At 44.0% G+C, this 14614-nt stretch carries 12 protein-coding genes; 5 read left to right on the forward strand and 7 right to left on the reverse strand.

The genetic code is table 11. From position 1 onward, the window contains the following. Positions 1-18 precede the first annotated feature (18 nt). Together porU and porV are read left to right on the forward strand one after the other, a co-directional pair. The gene (gene porU / locus K339_RS32710) at positions 19-3486 is read left to right on the forward strand and encodes a type IX secretion system sortase PorU (RefSeq protein WP_051397833.1); all 3468 of its coding nucleotides are present in this window, start codon (positions 19-21) and stop codon (positions 3484-3486) included. Between the two features lie 84 nt (positions 3487-3570). Further along, entirely contained in the window at positions 3571-4782 is a 1212-nt protein-coding gene (gene porV / locus K339_RS0106095; protein ID WP_028522820.1) for a type IX secretion system outer membrane channel protein PorV, read from the forward strand. A gap of 127 nt (positions 4783-4909) precedes the next feature. Here porV and K339_RS0106100 read toward each other — a convergent pair whose 3' ends face one another. Next, entirely contained in the window at positions 4910-6793 is a 1884-nt protein-coding gene (locus tag K339_RS0106100; protein WP_028522821.1) for a heparinase II/III family protein, read from the reverse strand. 64 nt (positions 6794-6857) lie between these two features. Beyond that, positions 6858-7307, reverse strand: coding sequence for a DUF5606 family protein (locus tag K339_RS0106105; protein ID WP_028522822.1), 450 nt, complete (start codon positions 7305-7307; stop codon positions 6858-6860). Positions 7308-7420: 113 nt separating this feature from the next. On the opposite strand from K339_RS0106105, the gene moeB reads away from it, so the two are divergent. Continuing rightward, positions 7421-8500 (forward strand): molybdopterin-synthase adenylyltransferase MoeB, encoded by a 1080-nt coding sequence (moeB, locus tag K339_RS0106110; RefSeq protein ID WP_028522823.1) that lies wholly within the window; start codon positions 7421-7423, stop codon positions 8498-8500. A 31-nt stretch (positions 8501-8531) separates the two neighbouring features. After that, positions 8532-9203, forward strand: a complete 672-nt coding sequence (mnmC2, locus tag K339_RS0106115; protein WP_028522824.1) for a tRNA (5-methylaminomethyl-2-thiouridine)(34)-methyltransferase MnmC2 — start codon at positions 8532-8534, stop codon at positions 9201-9203. Positions 9204-9256: 53 nt separating this feature from the next. Here the strand turns inward: mnmC2 and K339_RS0106120 are convergent, their stop codons facing one another. The 5 genes from K339_RS0106120 to K339_RS0106140 all read right to left on the reverse strand — a co-directional run bounded on the left by K339_RS0106120 (position 9257) and on the right by K339_RS0106140 (position 13651). Next, positions 9257-10465: an NAD(P)/FAD-dependent oxidoreductase gene (locus K339_RS0106120; protein WP_028522825.1), complete on the reverse strand. Its 1209-nt coding sequence runs from the start codon at positions 10463-10465 to the stop codon at positions 9257-9259. Positions 10466-10577: 112 nt separating this feature from the next. Continuing rightward, complete coding sequence (locus K339_RS0106125; protein ID WP_028522826.1) at positions 10578-10976, reverse strand: DUF983 domain-containing protein; 399 nt, start codon at positions 10974-10976, stop codon at positions 10578-10580. Positions 10977-11096: 120 nt separating this feature from the next. After that, positions 11097-11600 (reverse strand): DUF6691 family protein, encoded by a 504-nt coding sequence (locus K339_RS0106130; protein ID WP_028522827.1) that lies wholly within the window; start codon positions 11598-11600, stop codon positions 11097-11099. A gap of 19 nt (positions 11601-11619) precedes the next feature. Beyond that, on the reverse strand, positions 11620-12192 hold the full coding sequence (locus K339_RS0106135; protein WP_028522828.1) for a YeeE/YedE family protein: 573 nt from the start codon (positions 12190-12192) through the stop codon (positions 11620-11622). 43 nt (positions 12193-12235) lie between these two features. Next, positions 12236-13651, reverse strand: coding sequence for an OprD family outer membrane porin (locus K339_RS0106140; protein ID WP_037299359.1), 1416 nt, complete (start codon positions 13649-13651; stop codon positions 12236-12238). A 143-nt stretch (positions 13652-13794) separates the two neighbouring features. Between K339_RS0106140 and K339_RS32715 the strand changes: the two genes are divergently transcribed. Further along, positions 13795-14538: a dCTP deaminase domain-containing protein gene (locus tag K339_RS32715; RefSeq protein ID WP_157607495.1), complete on the forward strand. Its 744-nt coding sequence runs from the start codon at positions 13795-13797 to the stop codon at positions 14536-14538. Positions 14539-14614 lie beyond the last annotated feature (76 nt).

Below are 14614 nucleotides of genomic sequence, written 5' to 3' on the forward strand. Positions count from 1 at the left end.
AAAAGCAGCATCTTATTCGTGAAACTTTTACGCACATATCGCTTTATTGGAAAGGTGCTAGGCTCCTCCTGTCGTCGGAGTGACAAGGGGAAAATTTGGAATAATAGCACTCGAAACTCCAAACCCAAAACTCCAAACTTCAAACCCCAAACCCTAAACCACCTCCTATTTTTACTTTTACTAGCTACTACCAGTTGGGGGCAAAATCAGAATTCGGTTCTTGCCACTGGAAAGTGGTTTAAAATTGGGGTGACACAAACAGGCGTGTATCGAATTGATGCACCGTTTCTCACAAAACTGGGGATTGCCACTAGCGATATTAACCCAAAAAATCTTCGCCTATTTGGAAATGGTGGCTATATGCTTCCACAATCAAATGCCCAAAATAGGGCCAATGATTTAACTGAAAATGCGGTTTATGTCAAAGGGGAAAACGATGGCAAATTTGACGAAGGTGATGCCCTTTGGTTTTGGGGGCAAAGCCCTCACGGAATTCGCTACAACACAGCCGAAAAACGCCTTGAACACCAACTCAATCTGTATAGCGACACTACCTTTTACTTTTTACAAATAGACGCTACCCAAGCAGGGCTTCGCCTTCCAACTTACCCTTCTGGAAATTCGGGAACAATACAAACAGCTTTTGACGATTATATTTTCCGAGAAAGTGAAATATACAACCGTGTACAGTCAGGGCGCGAATGGTGGGGCGAATACTTTGGCAACCAAACACGCCAAGATTTTTCGGCCGATGTAGAAGGTTTACTTCCCAACAGCCCCGTTAAAGTGACGATCGCCAGCGTAGCCGCCGCGCAAGTCACTACCAAATTTTTGGTGGGGGTCAATGGGCAAACCTTAGGTGAACAAACCATGGGAACTGTGACAACTTACCGTTATGATTCTAAAGGTTTGCGAACCCAAAAAACCTACGACGGCCAACTTTCCAACGCAACCACGCGAGTAACTACCTCCCTGACCTTCGACAAAGCAGGACAAGCCAATGCCGAAGGGTATTTAGATTTTTTTGGATTGCAAATTCAGCGTAGCCTTCGTTTATACACCCAACCCACTATTTTTCAAAACCTTACATCACTTACCCAAGATTCGGTTCGCTACCAAATCGGACAAGCCGCTGCCCAAATGCAACTTTGGGATGTTACCAACCCACAACGACCTGCGAATCAATCATTTCGCTTATCGGGGACAGAGGCATTGTTTGGGACTTCGGGGAGAGTACTTCGTCGGTTCGTGGCTTTTTCCGAAACTCAGTTATTGACACCCATTTCGAGTCAACCCATTCCAAATCAAAATCTTCATGCCGTCACTACCCCTAATTTGCTGATTATCACGTCGCCAATTTGGGTTAAACAGGCACAACGGCTTGCTACTTTTCGCCGCCAAAACGATGGTTTGGACGTCATCGTCGTCACCACAAATCAAGTCTATAACGAGTTTGCGTCAGGACAAGCTGACCCAACGGCCATTCGTGATTATACCAAATTTTTGAATAACCGCCAACCCAATACCCTCAAGTATTTGTTGCTTTTTGGCGATGCAACTTATGATTATAAAAACAACCTCAAGGCATTTTCTCCGCTTGAGATGACCTATTTTGTACCATCCTACGAAAGCCGAGAGTCGGGGCATCCTGTGCTAAGTTTTACGTCTGACGACTATTTTGGCTTTCTTAAACCTACTGATGGAGAATGGATTGAGGATTTTAGTGGAAATCATTTACTCGACATTGGCGTGGGTCGGTTGCCCGTCAAAACTACTGCCGAAGCCGAAACTGTGGTGAATAAATTGATCCGTTATGTAGCCAAACGCGGGCGTGGAAAGTGGCGGCAAAAAATTGCTTTTGTGGCCGACGACGGCGATGCCAATTTGCACCAACAAGACGCCGAAAACTTATCGACGCAAATTGCCTCGACGACGGCCTCTTACGAACTTCAAAAGGTCTATGTCGATGCTTTTCCCCAAATTGGCACGCCCATTCACGCCCCAGAAGCAAGCAAAACCATTGACCGATTGGTTGACGAAGGCGTTTTGATTATGAATTACACGGGTCACGGCGGCATTTCCATTTGGGCTGATGAACAGATAGTTACGCTTCAAAATATTCTAAACTGGCGAAATCTTGATAATTTACCGTTGATGATTACTGCCACTTGTGAATTTGGGCGGTATGATAACCCAGGAGAAGTTTCGGGAGCCGAATTGGCCGTTTTGAGTCCAAGAGGCGGCGCTATTGCCATGCTGACCACCGCACGACCAGTGTATGCCAGTACCAATTTTTTACTCAATGAAGCTTTTTACGAAAGTGCGCTCGAACGTACCAGCGGGGACGTGCCGCGCTTAGGTGATTTGATGCGAATGACCAAAAACAAAAGCTTTAGCGGGATTTTTAACCGAAATTTCACGCTTCTCGGCGACCCTTCTTTACGCCTCAATTACCCCGATTTTAACGTAGAAATTGCCACACAAGACACCTTAAAAGCAGGTGGAAAGGCGCGCATTAGCGGTCAGATTAAACTTGGGAATCTCCTCGTGAACGATTTCAATGGAATTGCAAGCATCAGTGTTTATGACAAAGAAAATCAACTCATGACACTCGGCAACGAAGACCCAAAAATGCCTTATAAGCAGTTTAAAAGTAAGATTTTTGAAGGAAAAGTAAGCGTTAAAAATGGCTTGTTTGTCGTCGATTTTATTGTTCCCAAAAACATTGATACCAAACTTGGGAATGGACTAATACAAGTATATGCCATCAAAGCCGACACTAGCGCTGATGCCTTGGGAGGTACCAACCAGGTGTGGGTTGGTGGCACTGCACTTTCTAACCCCGACACCAAGCCTCCCGTGGTTCAGCTTTACCTCAACGACCAAAATTTTGTGGAAGGCAGCCAAATAGATGATAGTCCATTGGTCATTGCTCACCTGACGGACGACAGCGGCATTAATCTACTTCAACCCATTAGTTTAACCCTAAATGATACATTGACGCTGCTTGTAAACGACTATTTCACGGCAAATCAAGACAGTTATCAAAGTGGCAGCATTAATTATTTACTCAAAAAACTCCCTGCGGGCGATTATGTACTTCGGCTAAAAGTTGCGGATATATATAATAATTGGAGTGAGGGTACGTTAAGTTTCAAGGTGGGCAAAGAATCGGCCATTGTGAAAAACGTCATTGCCTATCCTAATCCGTTTGTAGAACAAGCCACCCTACAAGTAGAGTTGGTCAATGAGGGAGAAGATGTCGAAGTAACAACAACAATTTTCGACATCAGTGGGAATTTGGTACGGAGCGAAACACAGACCATTTACAATTCGGACGCTATCCTAACCACCATGACTTGGAACGCCGCTACGCAACACCGCCAACCTGTACCCGCTGGCGTGTATGTGTATCGAATTGTTGTGAAATCTCTTACTCGCCAACAGACTCAAACCGTGGGTGGTAAGTTAATAAAACCAAAATAGATTTTGAAAATAGGAATTACTATCTTTGCGTGTTTTAAAATAAATGTACGTCTCTTGACACAGTCACATTTCTTCCATTTCCTTATGCTAAGAAAAACCTCTCCCGTCGTCACTTTGGTGGGTCTCTGTATTTCTTTCATTTCATCAGCTCAAGGTACAACAACCGCAGGCCAAGACAGCTCTGGTATCAATCCAGTAATTTCGTCGGTTCCCTTCGCTGCTTTTACCCCTGATGCTCGTAGCGCCGCGTTGGGAGATGCAGGTGCGGCACTAAGTCCAGATGCAAATGCTATGTACTGGGGTGCAGCTAAATTGGCTCAAGCAACCAAAAACTACGGAGTCTCTTTTTCATATACACCATGGCTTCGCAACGTAACTGAAGATATGTACTTTGCGTATCTGTCTGGCTTCAAAAAAATTGGTAAAAATCAAGCTGTAGGCGTTAGCCTTATGTATTTTGACCACGGCATGTTTCAAGCGCGTAACAGCTTTGGTACATTGCTTGGCAATTATTATTCCAACGAGTTTTTTGCTTCGGTAGCTTATTCACGCAAGCTTACTGATAAATTTTCGATGGGGTTGAACCTTAAATACATCAACTCGAACCTCGGAGGAGGTGTTCAGGTAATGGGTAACTCAGCCCTCAAGCCTGGTACAACCGCTGCGGGTGACTTGAGTGCCTTTTACCAAACTGAAAATATCGACGAAGGTACTGGTGCAGGCTGGGGGTATTCGTTCGGCTTGATGCTTCAGAATATTGGGGGTAAAGTAAACTATGGCGGTACTGACAGTGGCTTTATTCCTACCACATTTAAGTTTGGGGGTGCGGCAACTCGCCACATCGACCCTTACAACAAGATTACGTTTACCATGGATTTGAACAAGTTGATGATTCCAACCCCTCCAATTCGTGATGCGTCGGGTAAAATCACGGCTGGCAAAGACCCTAACCGTAGCAGTATTGCAGCCATGTTCAGTTCGTTTTCGGATGCCCCAGGTGGCGCAAGTGAAGAACTTCGTGAGTTCATGATTTCGGCAGGGGCTGAGTATTGGTACAACGAAGTTTTTGCCGTACGGGCAGGTTATTTCAATGAAGCTAGAACCAAAGGGAATCGTAAGTACTTCACAGTAGGTTTTGGTGCTCGTATCCAACAGCGTTACGGTATCGACTTCGCCTATTTGATGCCACAAACGCAAGGTAGTCCATTGGCAAATACCTTCCGCGTATCACTCATCGTAGATATGTTCAAAAAAGCCGCCGATATGGCGATTGATAACAACGAAAGCGAGAATTAATTATCCTCGTTTTTCATAAAAAAGCCGCTTGCGAAATCGTAAGCGGCTTTTTTATTTCGGGTTGTGAGCAACTTTCGGCGCAGAATTCGGGTTGTGAGCAACCCTCAACACGGATGGCACAGGTTGCTCACAACCCGCGCTCGGCGAGAATTTCTGTCTTGATGTAATGCTCCGAATGACTTATTACCCAACGTTTAGACGCTTCTTTCTTTCCGTAAAGACTAGAGTACCATCCATCTTCCTGTAAAATGGTCAATGGATTTCCTTGTTTATCAAAAGCCCTCAACTCAACGCTATTTTCGGCTACCTCCGACGGATGCCAAATTTGATACATGGAGAGGTCAGCAGGTGCATTTTCTAGCCAGTCTTCGACTACCCAAACCAATTCACCTTGCTTTTTGCCCACTTTTCTACGGTGAATAATGCCTTTCCCAACCTGCGCAAAAGCTTCAATTTGCCCCTCAAAAACCCACTTTTTTTCTTCTTGTTTCCAAGAGGCCGTGGCTTCTTTCACCCAGTCATACCACACAAAGCGAGGTCCTTTTTGCATTTGGTCGTAGGTTCCGAGCATCACGGTATTGTGGGAAGCCGTTCCAGCAAAATAACGCGTCCATTTTTCATCGGTATTGTACAAGTACGAGCCCGCATCGCGCAACAGGTTTTGACCGTTAACCCACACATCTAAGTGCAAGTTATCTGCTTGAAAAGGACGGTCTTTGTACGCTCCGCATCGAATAAACGTCACACTCTCATCCACATCGCGTATGACATAGTAGCCTCCTTTTTCAAATGAAAAAGTACCTGTAAATGTTTTTTGAGTGGGTTGAGAAATTGTAGTTATTCCAAACCAAAAACAGTCTTCCGTCATTTGAGTTGGAATGCCCAATGCTGCCTCCAGCGCCGACAATTGCGGGCGGTAGTCGCGGTAGTGCGCCGAATTGAAAGGAAAAAACAACGCGCCATCGTTGTTGCCATAATTGGGCAACCAGCCCGTTTGGGCATCTTGGCACACTTGTAGAAACTGCAACGACGCTTTGGCACGGTGATATACCCGTTCCGAAAAAGATTCTCCATTAAGTTCACTCAAACGAACTGCCCACGTAAGCAACTGAATCACAACGCGATGGTAGTTCATCGAAAACTGTAGAAACGTACCATCTTCGTAGATTTGGTAAGTGATTTCTTCTTCAAACCATTTTTTTCCACGTTGTTTCCAGCGCGGAGCTTCGGGAAAAAACGGGTACAAAAGCCCCACAAGGTACAAAGTCAAGGTTTCGGTAATGGCGTGGTTATTACGTACAGCAATGCGCGAAAAATTGATATTTTCTTCTACATGCCGCAGTTGCCAGTACAGCACGTGCATGAGTTTATCAAAACGAGCTTCCGTCAGTGCCGATGAATTTTTATAATAATGCAGCGCGAAAGTCCAGTTCAGAACCCGCAGCGAAATCTCTTGGCTGCAACGCCAATTGGGGCCACAGTTGATAGGATTTGCGTCTATCCAGCTTTCTATTTCTTGAAAAACCGTTTCGGCATTGTTTTCTCCCAAATAAAAATCGCCGCGAATCAACGGATACAAAAACGCGAATCGTGATTTTTCCCACACGTATTTAATGTCTCCCGCCACGGGCGATAAATCAGGAATCTCTGTCCAGTGTTTAGTGGCGTCGTAGCGGTAGCCGTTAGAAGGGTTGGTGAGCCAATCGGTCACTTCGTAATACGTGGCGCTAAACATCAAAAGGCGACCTTGTCGGTATTCGTTGAGTTGGTCAATCAATTTCTGTCGTTCTTCCTCCGAAAGCCTCATGCTCTCCGTTAAGCTTTCTTTCGCCTCAAAAAAGAACCGCACGTCCAATTTTTTCCAAGCAGCTAATGACGAGTGCGTTTTCGATGGGGGCTGCGTAGGGAAAGACGCTTTGAGTAGGCCCATTCGGCGGCGGGCTTCGTACCACAGACGAAAGGCCACGTATCGCGGCCCCATGTTGGTTAATATATTGAGTACTTTTTTCATAAAAATTCCTCAAAAGAAAAAGCCGTGATGGATGTCACGGCTTCTACGTTTTTTCTCAAGTCGCTTACTTAGCTTCTTCTTCGGCTGTTTCGACGGCTGGTTGTTCTTCGGCTGCTTGCTCAAACACTTGAGGTAATTGAACCAATAGAATGTTGTACCAAGAAATAATTTTACGAACATCCGACAAATACACACGCTCCGTGTCATACCCTGGCAATACCGACGTCATAAAGTCCACCAATTGGTAATCTGACATGGCTTTAGGGTCAAGACTTTCGCCTTGGTATTTGCTGTGAATATTTTCAAAAACAGTAGCAAGTGGCGTCGCTTGGTCTGTATCTGCCATAAAGATGGAAATATCTTTCAAAACAGAAACACGCGCTGAAGCACCAATCATTGATTTTTCACGCTTTGCGTCCAAACTTTCTACGATTACCCCTCCGCGTCCTGGTTTAAGGATGCGATACAACCCTGACTTACCCGAGAAATTGGCAATCTCTTTCAACAATTCCATATCTTACAAATGATTTTTGCGTAGTTATTTTTCAGAATTAGGGCACAAAAGTAATGCTTTTTCATGGAACTTTTGTTTGGGGGTTTAACATTTGTTACTATAATTCCATCATTATGCTCACTCCCGAAGAACTAAGGCGTTACAGCCGACATTTGCTCATTCCTGACCTCGGAATAGAAGGCCAACAAAAGCTAAAAGCGGCCCGCGTTCTGGTCATCGGGTGCGGTGGGCTGGGAAGTCCCATTTTACTGTACTTGGCGGCGGCAGGCGTAGGTACGATTGGGGTTGTGGACGGCGACCGAGTGGATGATAGCAACCTGCAACGCCAAATCATGTACGGCAGCGAGTCGGTAGGAAAACCCAAAGTGGAAGAAACCCAAAGGCGGTTACAGTCGCTCAATTCGTTTGTGCAAGTCAATCCATATTTTGAAAACCTTACTGCCCAAAATGCGCTTTCCATCATTGAGTCGTACGATTTTGTGGTGGATGGTTCTGATAATTTCCCTACGCGGTATCTGGTCAACGATGCCTGTTTACTGCTTAACAAACCCTTGATTTACGGTGCTATTTACCGTTTTGAAGGACAAGTAGCCGTTTTTAATTACCAGAATGGCCCCAATTATCGCGATTTATTCCCGACCCCTCCCCCACCCGAACTAGCCCCCAATTGCGCAGAAGCAGGGGTTTTGGGCGTGTTGCCTGGCATTATCGGCTGCCTGCAAGCCAACGAAGCCTTGAAGTTAATCACGGGAATTGGAGACGTTCTTTCGGGAAAATTATTCGTCATGGATGCCCTCTCGATGATTAGTCGCACGATTCGGGTTCCCAAACTTCCCGAACGGCCAATCGTTACGCAACTGATTGATTACGAAGCTTTTTGTGGAATTGCAAACGATATAGAAAGCGATATTTCCCCTGAAGAATTTCAGGAATTGATTAATAAAAACATTGATTTTCAATTGATTGATGTCCGTGAACCCCACGAATATGAACTAGACAACCTCGGTGGTGCGCTTATGCCACTTTCTCGACTGGAAGAATTTATACCGTTGATTCAGCGCAACAAGCGGGTCATTGTGCATTGTCAAAGTGGAATAAGAAGCCAGAAAGCAATCGCTTTACTGAAAGAAAAATTCGGTTTCACTCAGCTTTCCAACCTAACTGGAGGAATTGTTGCCTATCGAAAATTGTAATTGATTTTAATGTATTCGATTTCTGTAACCCATGCCCACTCAACTTGTCCTTACACGCGATGGCTCGCATACCCTACACAACGAAGCCTTGCATGTTTATTACCACTCCATCAACGGAGCGCTGCAAGAGTCTCTTCATATCTTTATCAATTTAGGACTAAAAGAAATCATTCGCCAACGGCGCGAAACCAGCTCAGAAGCTCCTATTTACCTTTTTGAAATGGGATTTGGCACTGGACTCAACGCTTCACTTACGTGGCTCGAAGCCGACAAAAACCTGCTCCCTGTGCATTATGTAACGATTGACGCCTTTCCCATAGCCCCCGAACAGGCTCTTCAGCTCAATTATGATGGCTTACTAAACACCCAGCAGCTCTCCCAATTACACCATGCTCCTTGGGGCGAAACAACCGAACTGTCACCTTATTTTCGCCTAGAAAAGCACAAGATTACGCTCCAAGAATTTGAAACGTCGCACCAATTTGACGCTATTTATTATGATGCCTTCGCTCCTACAGCCCAGCCTGAGCTTTGGACAGAAGATATTTTTCGGAAGTTGGCAGGGTTGCTTAAAGTCGGCGGAAATCTAACCACCTATTGTTCAAAAAGTTACATTCAGCGAAACATAAAAGCAGCAGGTTTACGCATTGAAAAACACCCTGGTCCAAAATACAAACGTGAAGTGATTAGGGCTGTGAAATAGCCCTAAAATAAAACCTCCCGAAAGTTTTGAAACTTTCGGGAGGTTGGTGCATCTTACGCTTTGCCCGTCAGGATTCGATTCCAATACAACCACGGTAATACGTATTTTTTCAGCACCCACATACTCCATCTCGGTACTGTTTGGTCAAAAGGGAAGGTCATTTTGGGGGTATTCGTATAATCAAATTCTGCCAACATCAGTTTGCCATATTGCGTCGGAATCGGACAGGCGCTGTAGCCATCATATTGCTCTTTGAGGCTTTGCTGTTTGAGATACGAAAGCAAATTGCTTACCACCACAGGTACTTGCTTACGTATCGCCGCCCCCGTTTTACTGCAAGGTGCATTGGTGCAGTCACCACACGCAAAAATATTAGCATAACGACTATGCTGCATCGTATTTTTATTTATCTCTACGTAGCCAAAAGCATTTTTGGGGTCGGCAAGTGGACTATTTTTGATAAAATCGGGTGCCGATTGTGGCGGCACGGTATGGCACAAATCAAACTTTATTTCCTTACGAACCGTTTCGCCTTGTTCGTTTTTGGTTTCATAATATAGCGTTTGATTATTTCCGTCAACCTCCACCGTATTACTCAAAAAATGGGGCTTAATATTGTTACGATTTACGATACCCGTCAGGGTTGCGGCGTATTCCTTAACGGCAAAAATAGCCCCTACACCCGAGATATAATGGACATCACATTTGTCCAAAATCCCTTTTTTACGCCAATAATCACAGGCTAAGTACATAATTTTGTGAGGAGCACCACCGCACTTGATGGGACTCGACGGGTTGGTAAAAACGGCCGTTCCACCCTCAAAATTTTTGATTAACTCCCACGTATAAGGCGCAGAATCGAATGAGTAGTTACACGAAACGTTGTTCTTCCCGAGGGTTTCTTTTAAGCCTTTGATTTTGTCCCAATCCACCTGAATACCTGGTGCCACAATCATGGTATCATAGGTATATTTTGCACCACTTCGGCAGGTAACTTGGTTTATATCAGGCTCAAAAGTCGCCACAGCATCTTTGAGCCACGTAGTTCCTTTTGGGATAAAGTCGGCTTCGTCTTTTTCGGTATCCTTAATATCAAACTCTCCCGCCCCCACAAGCGTCCAGGCAGGTTGATAATAATGTTTTTCGGATGGTTCGATAATGCCAATTTGCAGCGACGGGTTTTTGATTAACAACTGAGAAGCTGCTGATAATCCTGCATTGCCGCCACCAACGATAAGGGTTTGGAAGTGTGTAGTAGTCATGGGAAAAAGAGGAAGGTTGTTATTGAGCTCAAAAATCCCTTTTTCTTTCTCTTTTCTTTGTAACAAATATCACACAAGCAAGAAATTTCATTTATTTTTCAAGAAAAAAGCCTCATTCGGGTTGTGAGTAACCCTCAGCACGATGCGGAGATTTGTACTTCACAAAAATATTTATCCAAATTCGCCGCCCTATCCGAAAATACAAGGGCATCAAAAAGATAAGCCCTGGAATCAAAAAGGCTAAAAGCCTCAGCTCATCTCCACCGAGTAATACCACGTAGCCCAAAAATGACGTCACAATCGTCGCCACATATAACCCATAGCTGGTGTACATAGCTCCGAAATAAAAACCTGGCTCCCGCTCAAAATCTTCGTCACAGTGCGAGCAACGTTTGTGCATTTTGTCAAAATTTTTGAGGTCGTAAGCGGTTTTTGTCACAAAAAAATCCCCTTCGTGGCAGCGTGGGCACTTGTTGAAGAGAATACTGTATAGTTTGGTTCCTTTTAGCATAATTGTACTAATAGTTTTTGGAGTATTCATTAGGGTGTGAGCACCCTAATACATCAGGGTATGAGTACCCTGATGCACTGATGAGTACCATGATGTACAGATGAGCAACCTGATGCACGTTTAGTTCGGCAATCTGTCTTTTAAAAGCCCGTACGTCCAAGTTCCTGCAATCGCACTGAGGAGGGTTACAATAACTGCCACATATCCGCTTCCAATTTGGGCAAACAATGGCCCTGGGCACGCCCCCGTAATTCCCCAACCTAAGCCAAAAAGCAAGCCACCGTAAATCTGTCCCCGCATAAATTTCTTAGGGTGAAATTGTACAGTTTCGCCCGAAAGGGTTTTGATGTTGAATTTTTTAATCAAAAAAACCGAAATCATCCCTACTACTACCGCCGAGCCAATCACGCCATACATGTGGAAGCTATGAAGACGAAACATTTCTTGAATACGAAACCACGAAATGATTTCGGCTTTGACGAACACAATGCCAAACATCACTCCAACCACCAAATACTTGAGGTTGCCGAGGGTGCTTTCGCGCTTTACCATGTCGTTGGGCGCATCACAGACCAAATGTTCTGGGAAGGATACTGTATTTGAATTTGTTTGATTCGTTGCCATGAGATTCGTTGATAAAGAGTTAGAAAAGTTTGAAAATGAACGGAAGAAGGACTTGCACCATCACAAAACCTCCAACCATAAAACAACAAGTGGCAATCAGCGACGGGAGTTGCAGAGTTGACAATCCCATAATCGCGTGCCCCGACGTACATCCGCCAGCCCAACGCGTTCCAAAACCTACCAAGAAACCACCAAAAACGAAGAAAATGAAGCCTTTAAGCGATACAACATTCTCAAGGGCAAACAAATCGGCGGGCATCAAACCAGCAAAATCACGAATACCTAGTTCTTGCAAAGCCGCAATGGTTTTTTCCGAAATCACAATTTGATTGGGATTTTCGAGAAATTGGGTTGCTAAAAAACCGCCGATCAATACTCCTGCTACAAAAAAGAGATTCCAGACTTCTTTTTTCCAATCATATTTGAAAAAGGAAATGTTGGCAGGAAAACACGCCGCACAGATATGGCGCAACGACGACGAAATCCCGAATGATTTATTGCCAATGAGCAACAATGTCGGTACTGTTAGACCAATCAACGGCCCTGCTACATACCACGGCCACGGTTTTTTGATGAGTTCGATTAATTCCATAAGTCAGAGAATGAGTTACGTAGGTGTATAAATGATGATTAGATTAATAATGATAATTGAGGATAAAATTGAAATGAGACATGTTTACTTTATTAAACACATAGCGGTCGTTGTCGTACGTTGCTCCGATGTTGTCTTTCCGAACAACCAAAAGTTGCGCATCCAGTCCTTCAAAAAAACCTTTAAATTGATAACTCATGCCTGCATTTAGCTGCGTATAAGCTGGCATTCCGTACTTATTTAAAAACACATTTTTTACATCAGAAAGTTTATAGTAGCCCCAACTTACTTCCCATTTCAACTGAGTTCGAGGTTTATAAAACGCATTGACCGAAAACGCATTGACGTCCCCCATCCCTTCGTTGCGTTCGCGCGGCATAAAAGTATAAAACGGCTCTCTTCCCCACTCTCTCGGCATCAAATAGCGCCCTTCGGCGGTGATGCGCGTCGCGTTTATGTTGACATCGTATTTGGGAGAACGATACCCAATTCTTCCCGAAAAAACGGCCGAACGACTATCGGGCGCCATATAGGCTTTGGTAACGTCATGATTTCCTCCCTCTCCGACCGATTGCTGACGAACGGCTTGGAAACCTGCTACCCAAGCGTGTTTATTTTTAAATTTTGACTTCCAATCAACTTGCACAAAAGCAGTGTTAAAGACATTTTCGACGTAAGTATCCCACGCCTGAACCGTCACGGGGCCAAGGGTATGGGTGATTCCGCCCACCAGTATTCCCTTCGATTCTATGTTGTTGGCGTAAGCCGAAGGTTTTCCCTCTAACCCTACTCCAACGGGATAAATTCCGATGCTTTCACCTACCCGAAACCACTCAACAGTCGAACGAGGGGAAATCCGAAACACGTATTCCAGTTGAACTTTGGTATTTTTCCATTCATTAAGTTCTACCACCGCTGCTTCCGTCAGTGTGGGGCGCATTCGTCCATCTTGGGGATTGATAAAAGGCATTTTAGGGACTTGACGGCCAACGGTTATTTTTGATTTTTTCCCAAAATGGTATCGAAGGTATAATTCTTCCAAACGGTCTAAATCTTCGTGGTCATTGGGTCGGCGAATATCAAATAGCCCTACTTCATAACGATTAAATTGCCCCGTTTTAGGGTCGGGCTTGGCGAGGTCAGATGACAAAAGATTGAACATAAAAAAGCCACTCAACCCAAATTGAAAACGCTTCAGAATACGCGGCGTTTCGTAGCCAATGCCAGCCCCTACCCCCAACGCATAAAAATCGGTAAGACTTCCCGCATTATCGGTTGCCATGAAATACGAACGCGCGTGACCGTGAAAATGACCTTTGGCAAAAAAATGGTTTAAGTCATTAATCGAGTCTGCGGAAGTCGATTTGTGTTTGTATTGCTGATCGCTATGGACTTGAGCTTCTGCCTGATGAAAGACATAAAAAAGGCTCACCAACGGCAGTAAAAAAGGTACTTTCATACAGATTGCGAGAATTTTATACAAAAGTACCGCCCCCGACTCGTCTGTTCCGTGACAATTGTTACACGCCTATAAAAATTGATAATCGACGCCGTGGACTTGCGATAAGAGCGTTTGAGGGGCTTAAACCTATTTTTTTGACCGTGAATGCTTACGAAAGCATCTTCTTAGTACAAATTATGCTAAATTTGCTATTAAACATCCTTTTTATGGCGTTTCTTAGTAAAAAAGAGCTGGCACAATTACTGCCATCATGTATAGACAAATTTGAATCTGAACGCATTGCAGAAGCTGCGTATGAACTTTGTTTAGGTAATGAAGTTTATTTAACTGATTCGACTAGTGGAAAAAAGGAGCTGTTGGATGAGAAAAACTCACAGGTAGTAATCAAATCGGGGCAATTTGCTTTGCTACTTACCCAAGAAAACGTAAAGATACCTCTCGATAAGATTGCTTTCATTTCCATTAAGTTTAGCCAAAAAATTAAAGGGCTTGTCAATATTTCTGGGTTTCATGTTGACCCTGGGTTTGACGGAAAAATTATTTTTTCCGTATATAATGCAGGCCCAACAACAATTATTTTGGACAAAGGGAAGCCCTATTTTATGATTTGGTTCAGTGAACTATCTAGCCAAGCAAATCCGTATGCAGGAAAACATCAAAAACAAAAGACCATAAGTGCAGAACAAATAAGCCAATTAAACGGCACTTTAGCATCCCCCAATTCGTTATTGAAACAAATTCAAGATTTAGAAAAAAAAGTAGACATTAAAGTAGAGGAGCTAAAAGGTAAGAAAGATTATAACAAGTGGGTTTTACAAGCAATTATTGCAGTACTTTTGGGGTTATTTGTTAAACAGTGGATGGATAAGAATCTAGCCCGCTAAAAAGTTGGACACAAATTAGGGTATAACTTTTAAATTTGTGATTCAATGGGAAAGCATCAAAAATCATGGAGCCAGG

The sequence above is a fragment of the Runella limosa DSM 17973 genome (genome assembly GCF_000482465.1).
Lineage (GTDB): Bacteria > Bacteroidota > Bacteroidia > Cytophagales > Spirosomataceae > Runella > Runella limosa.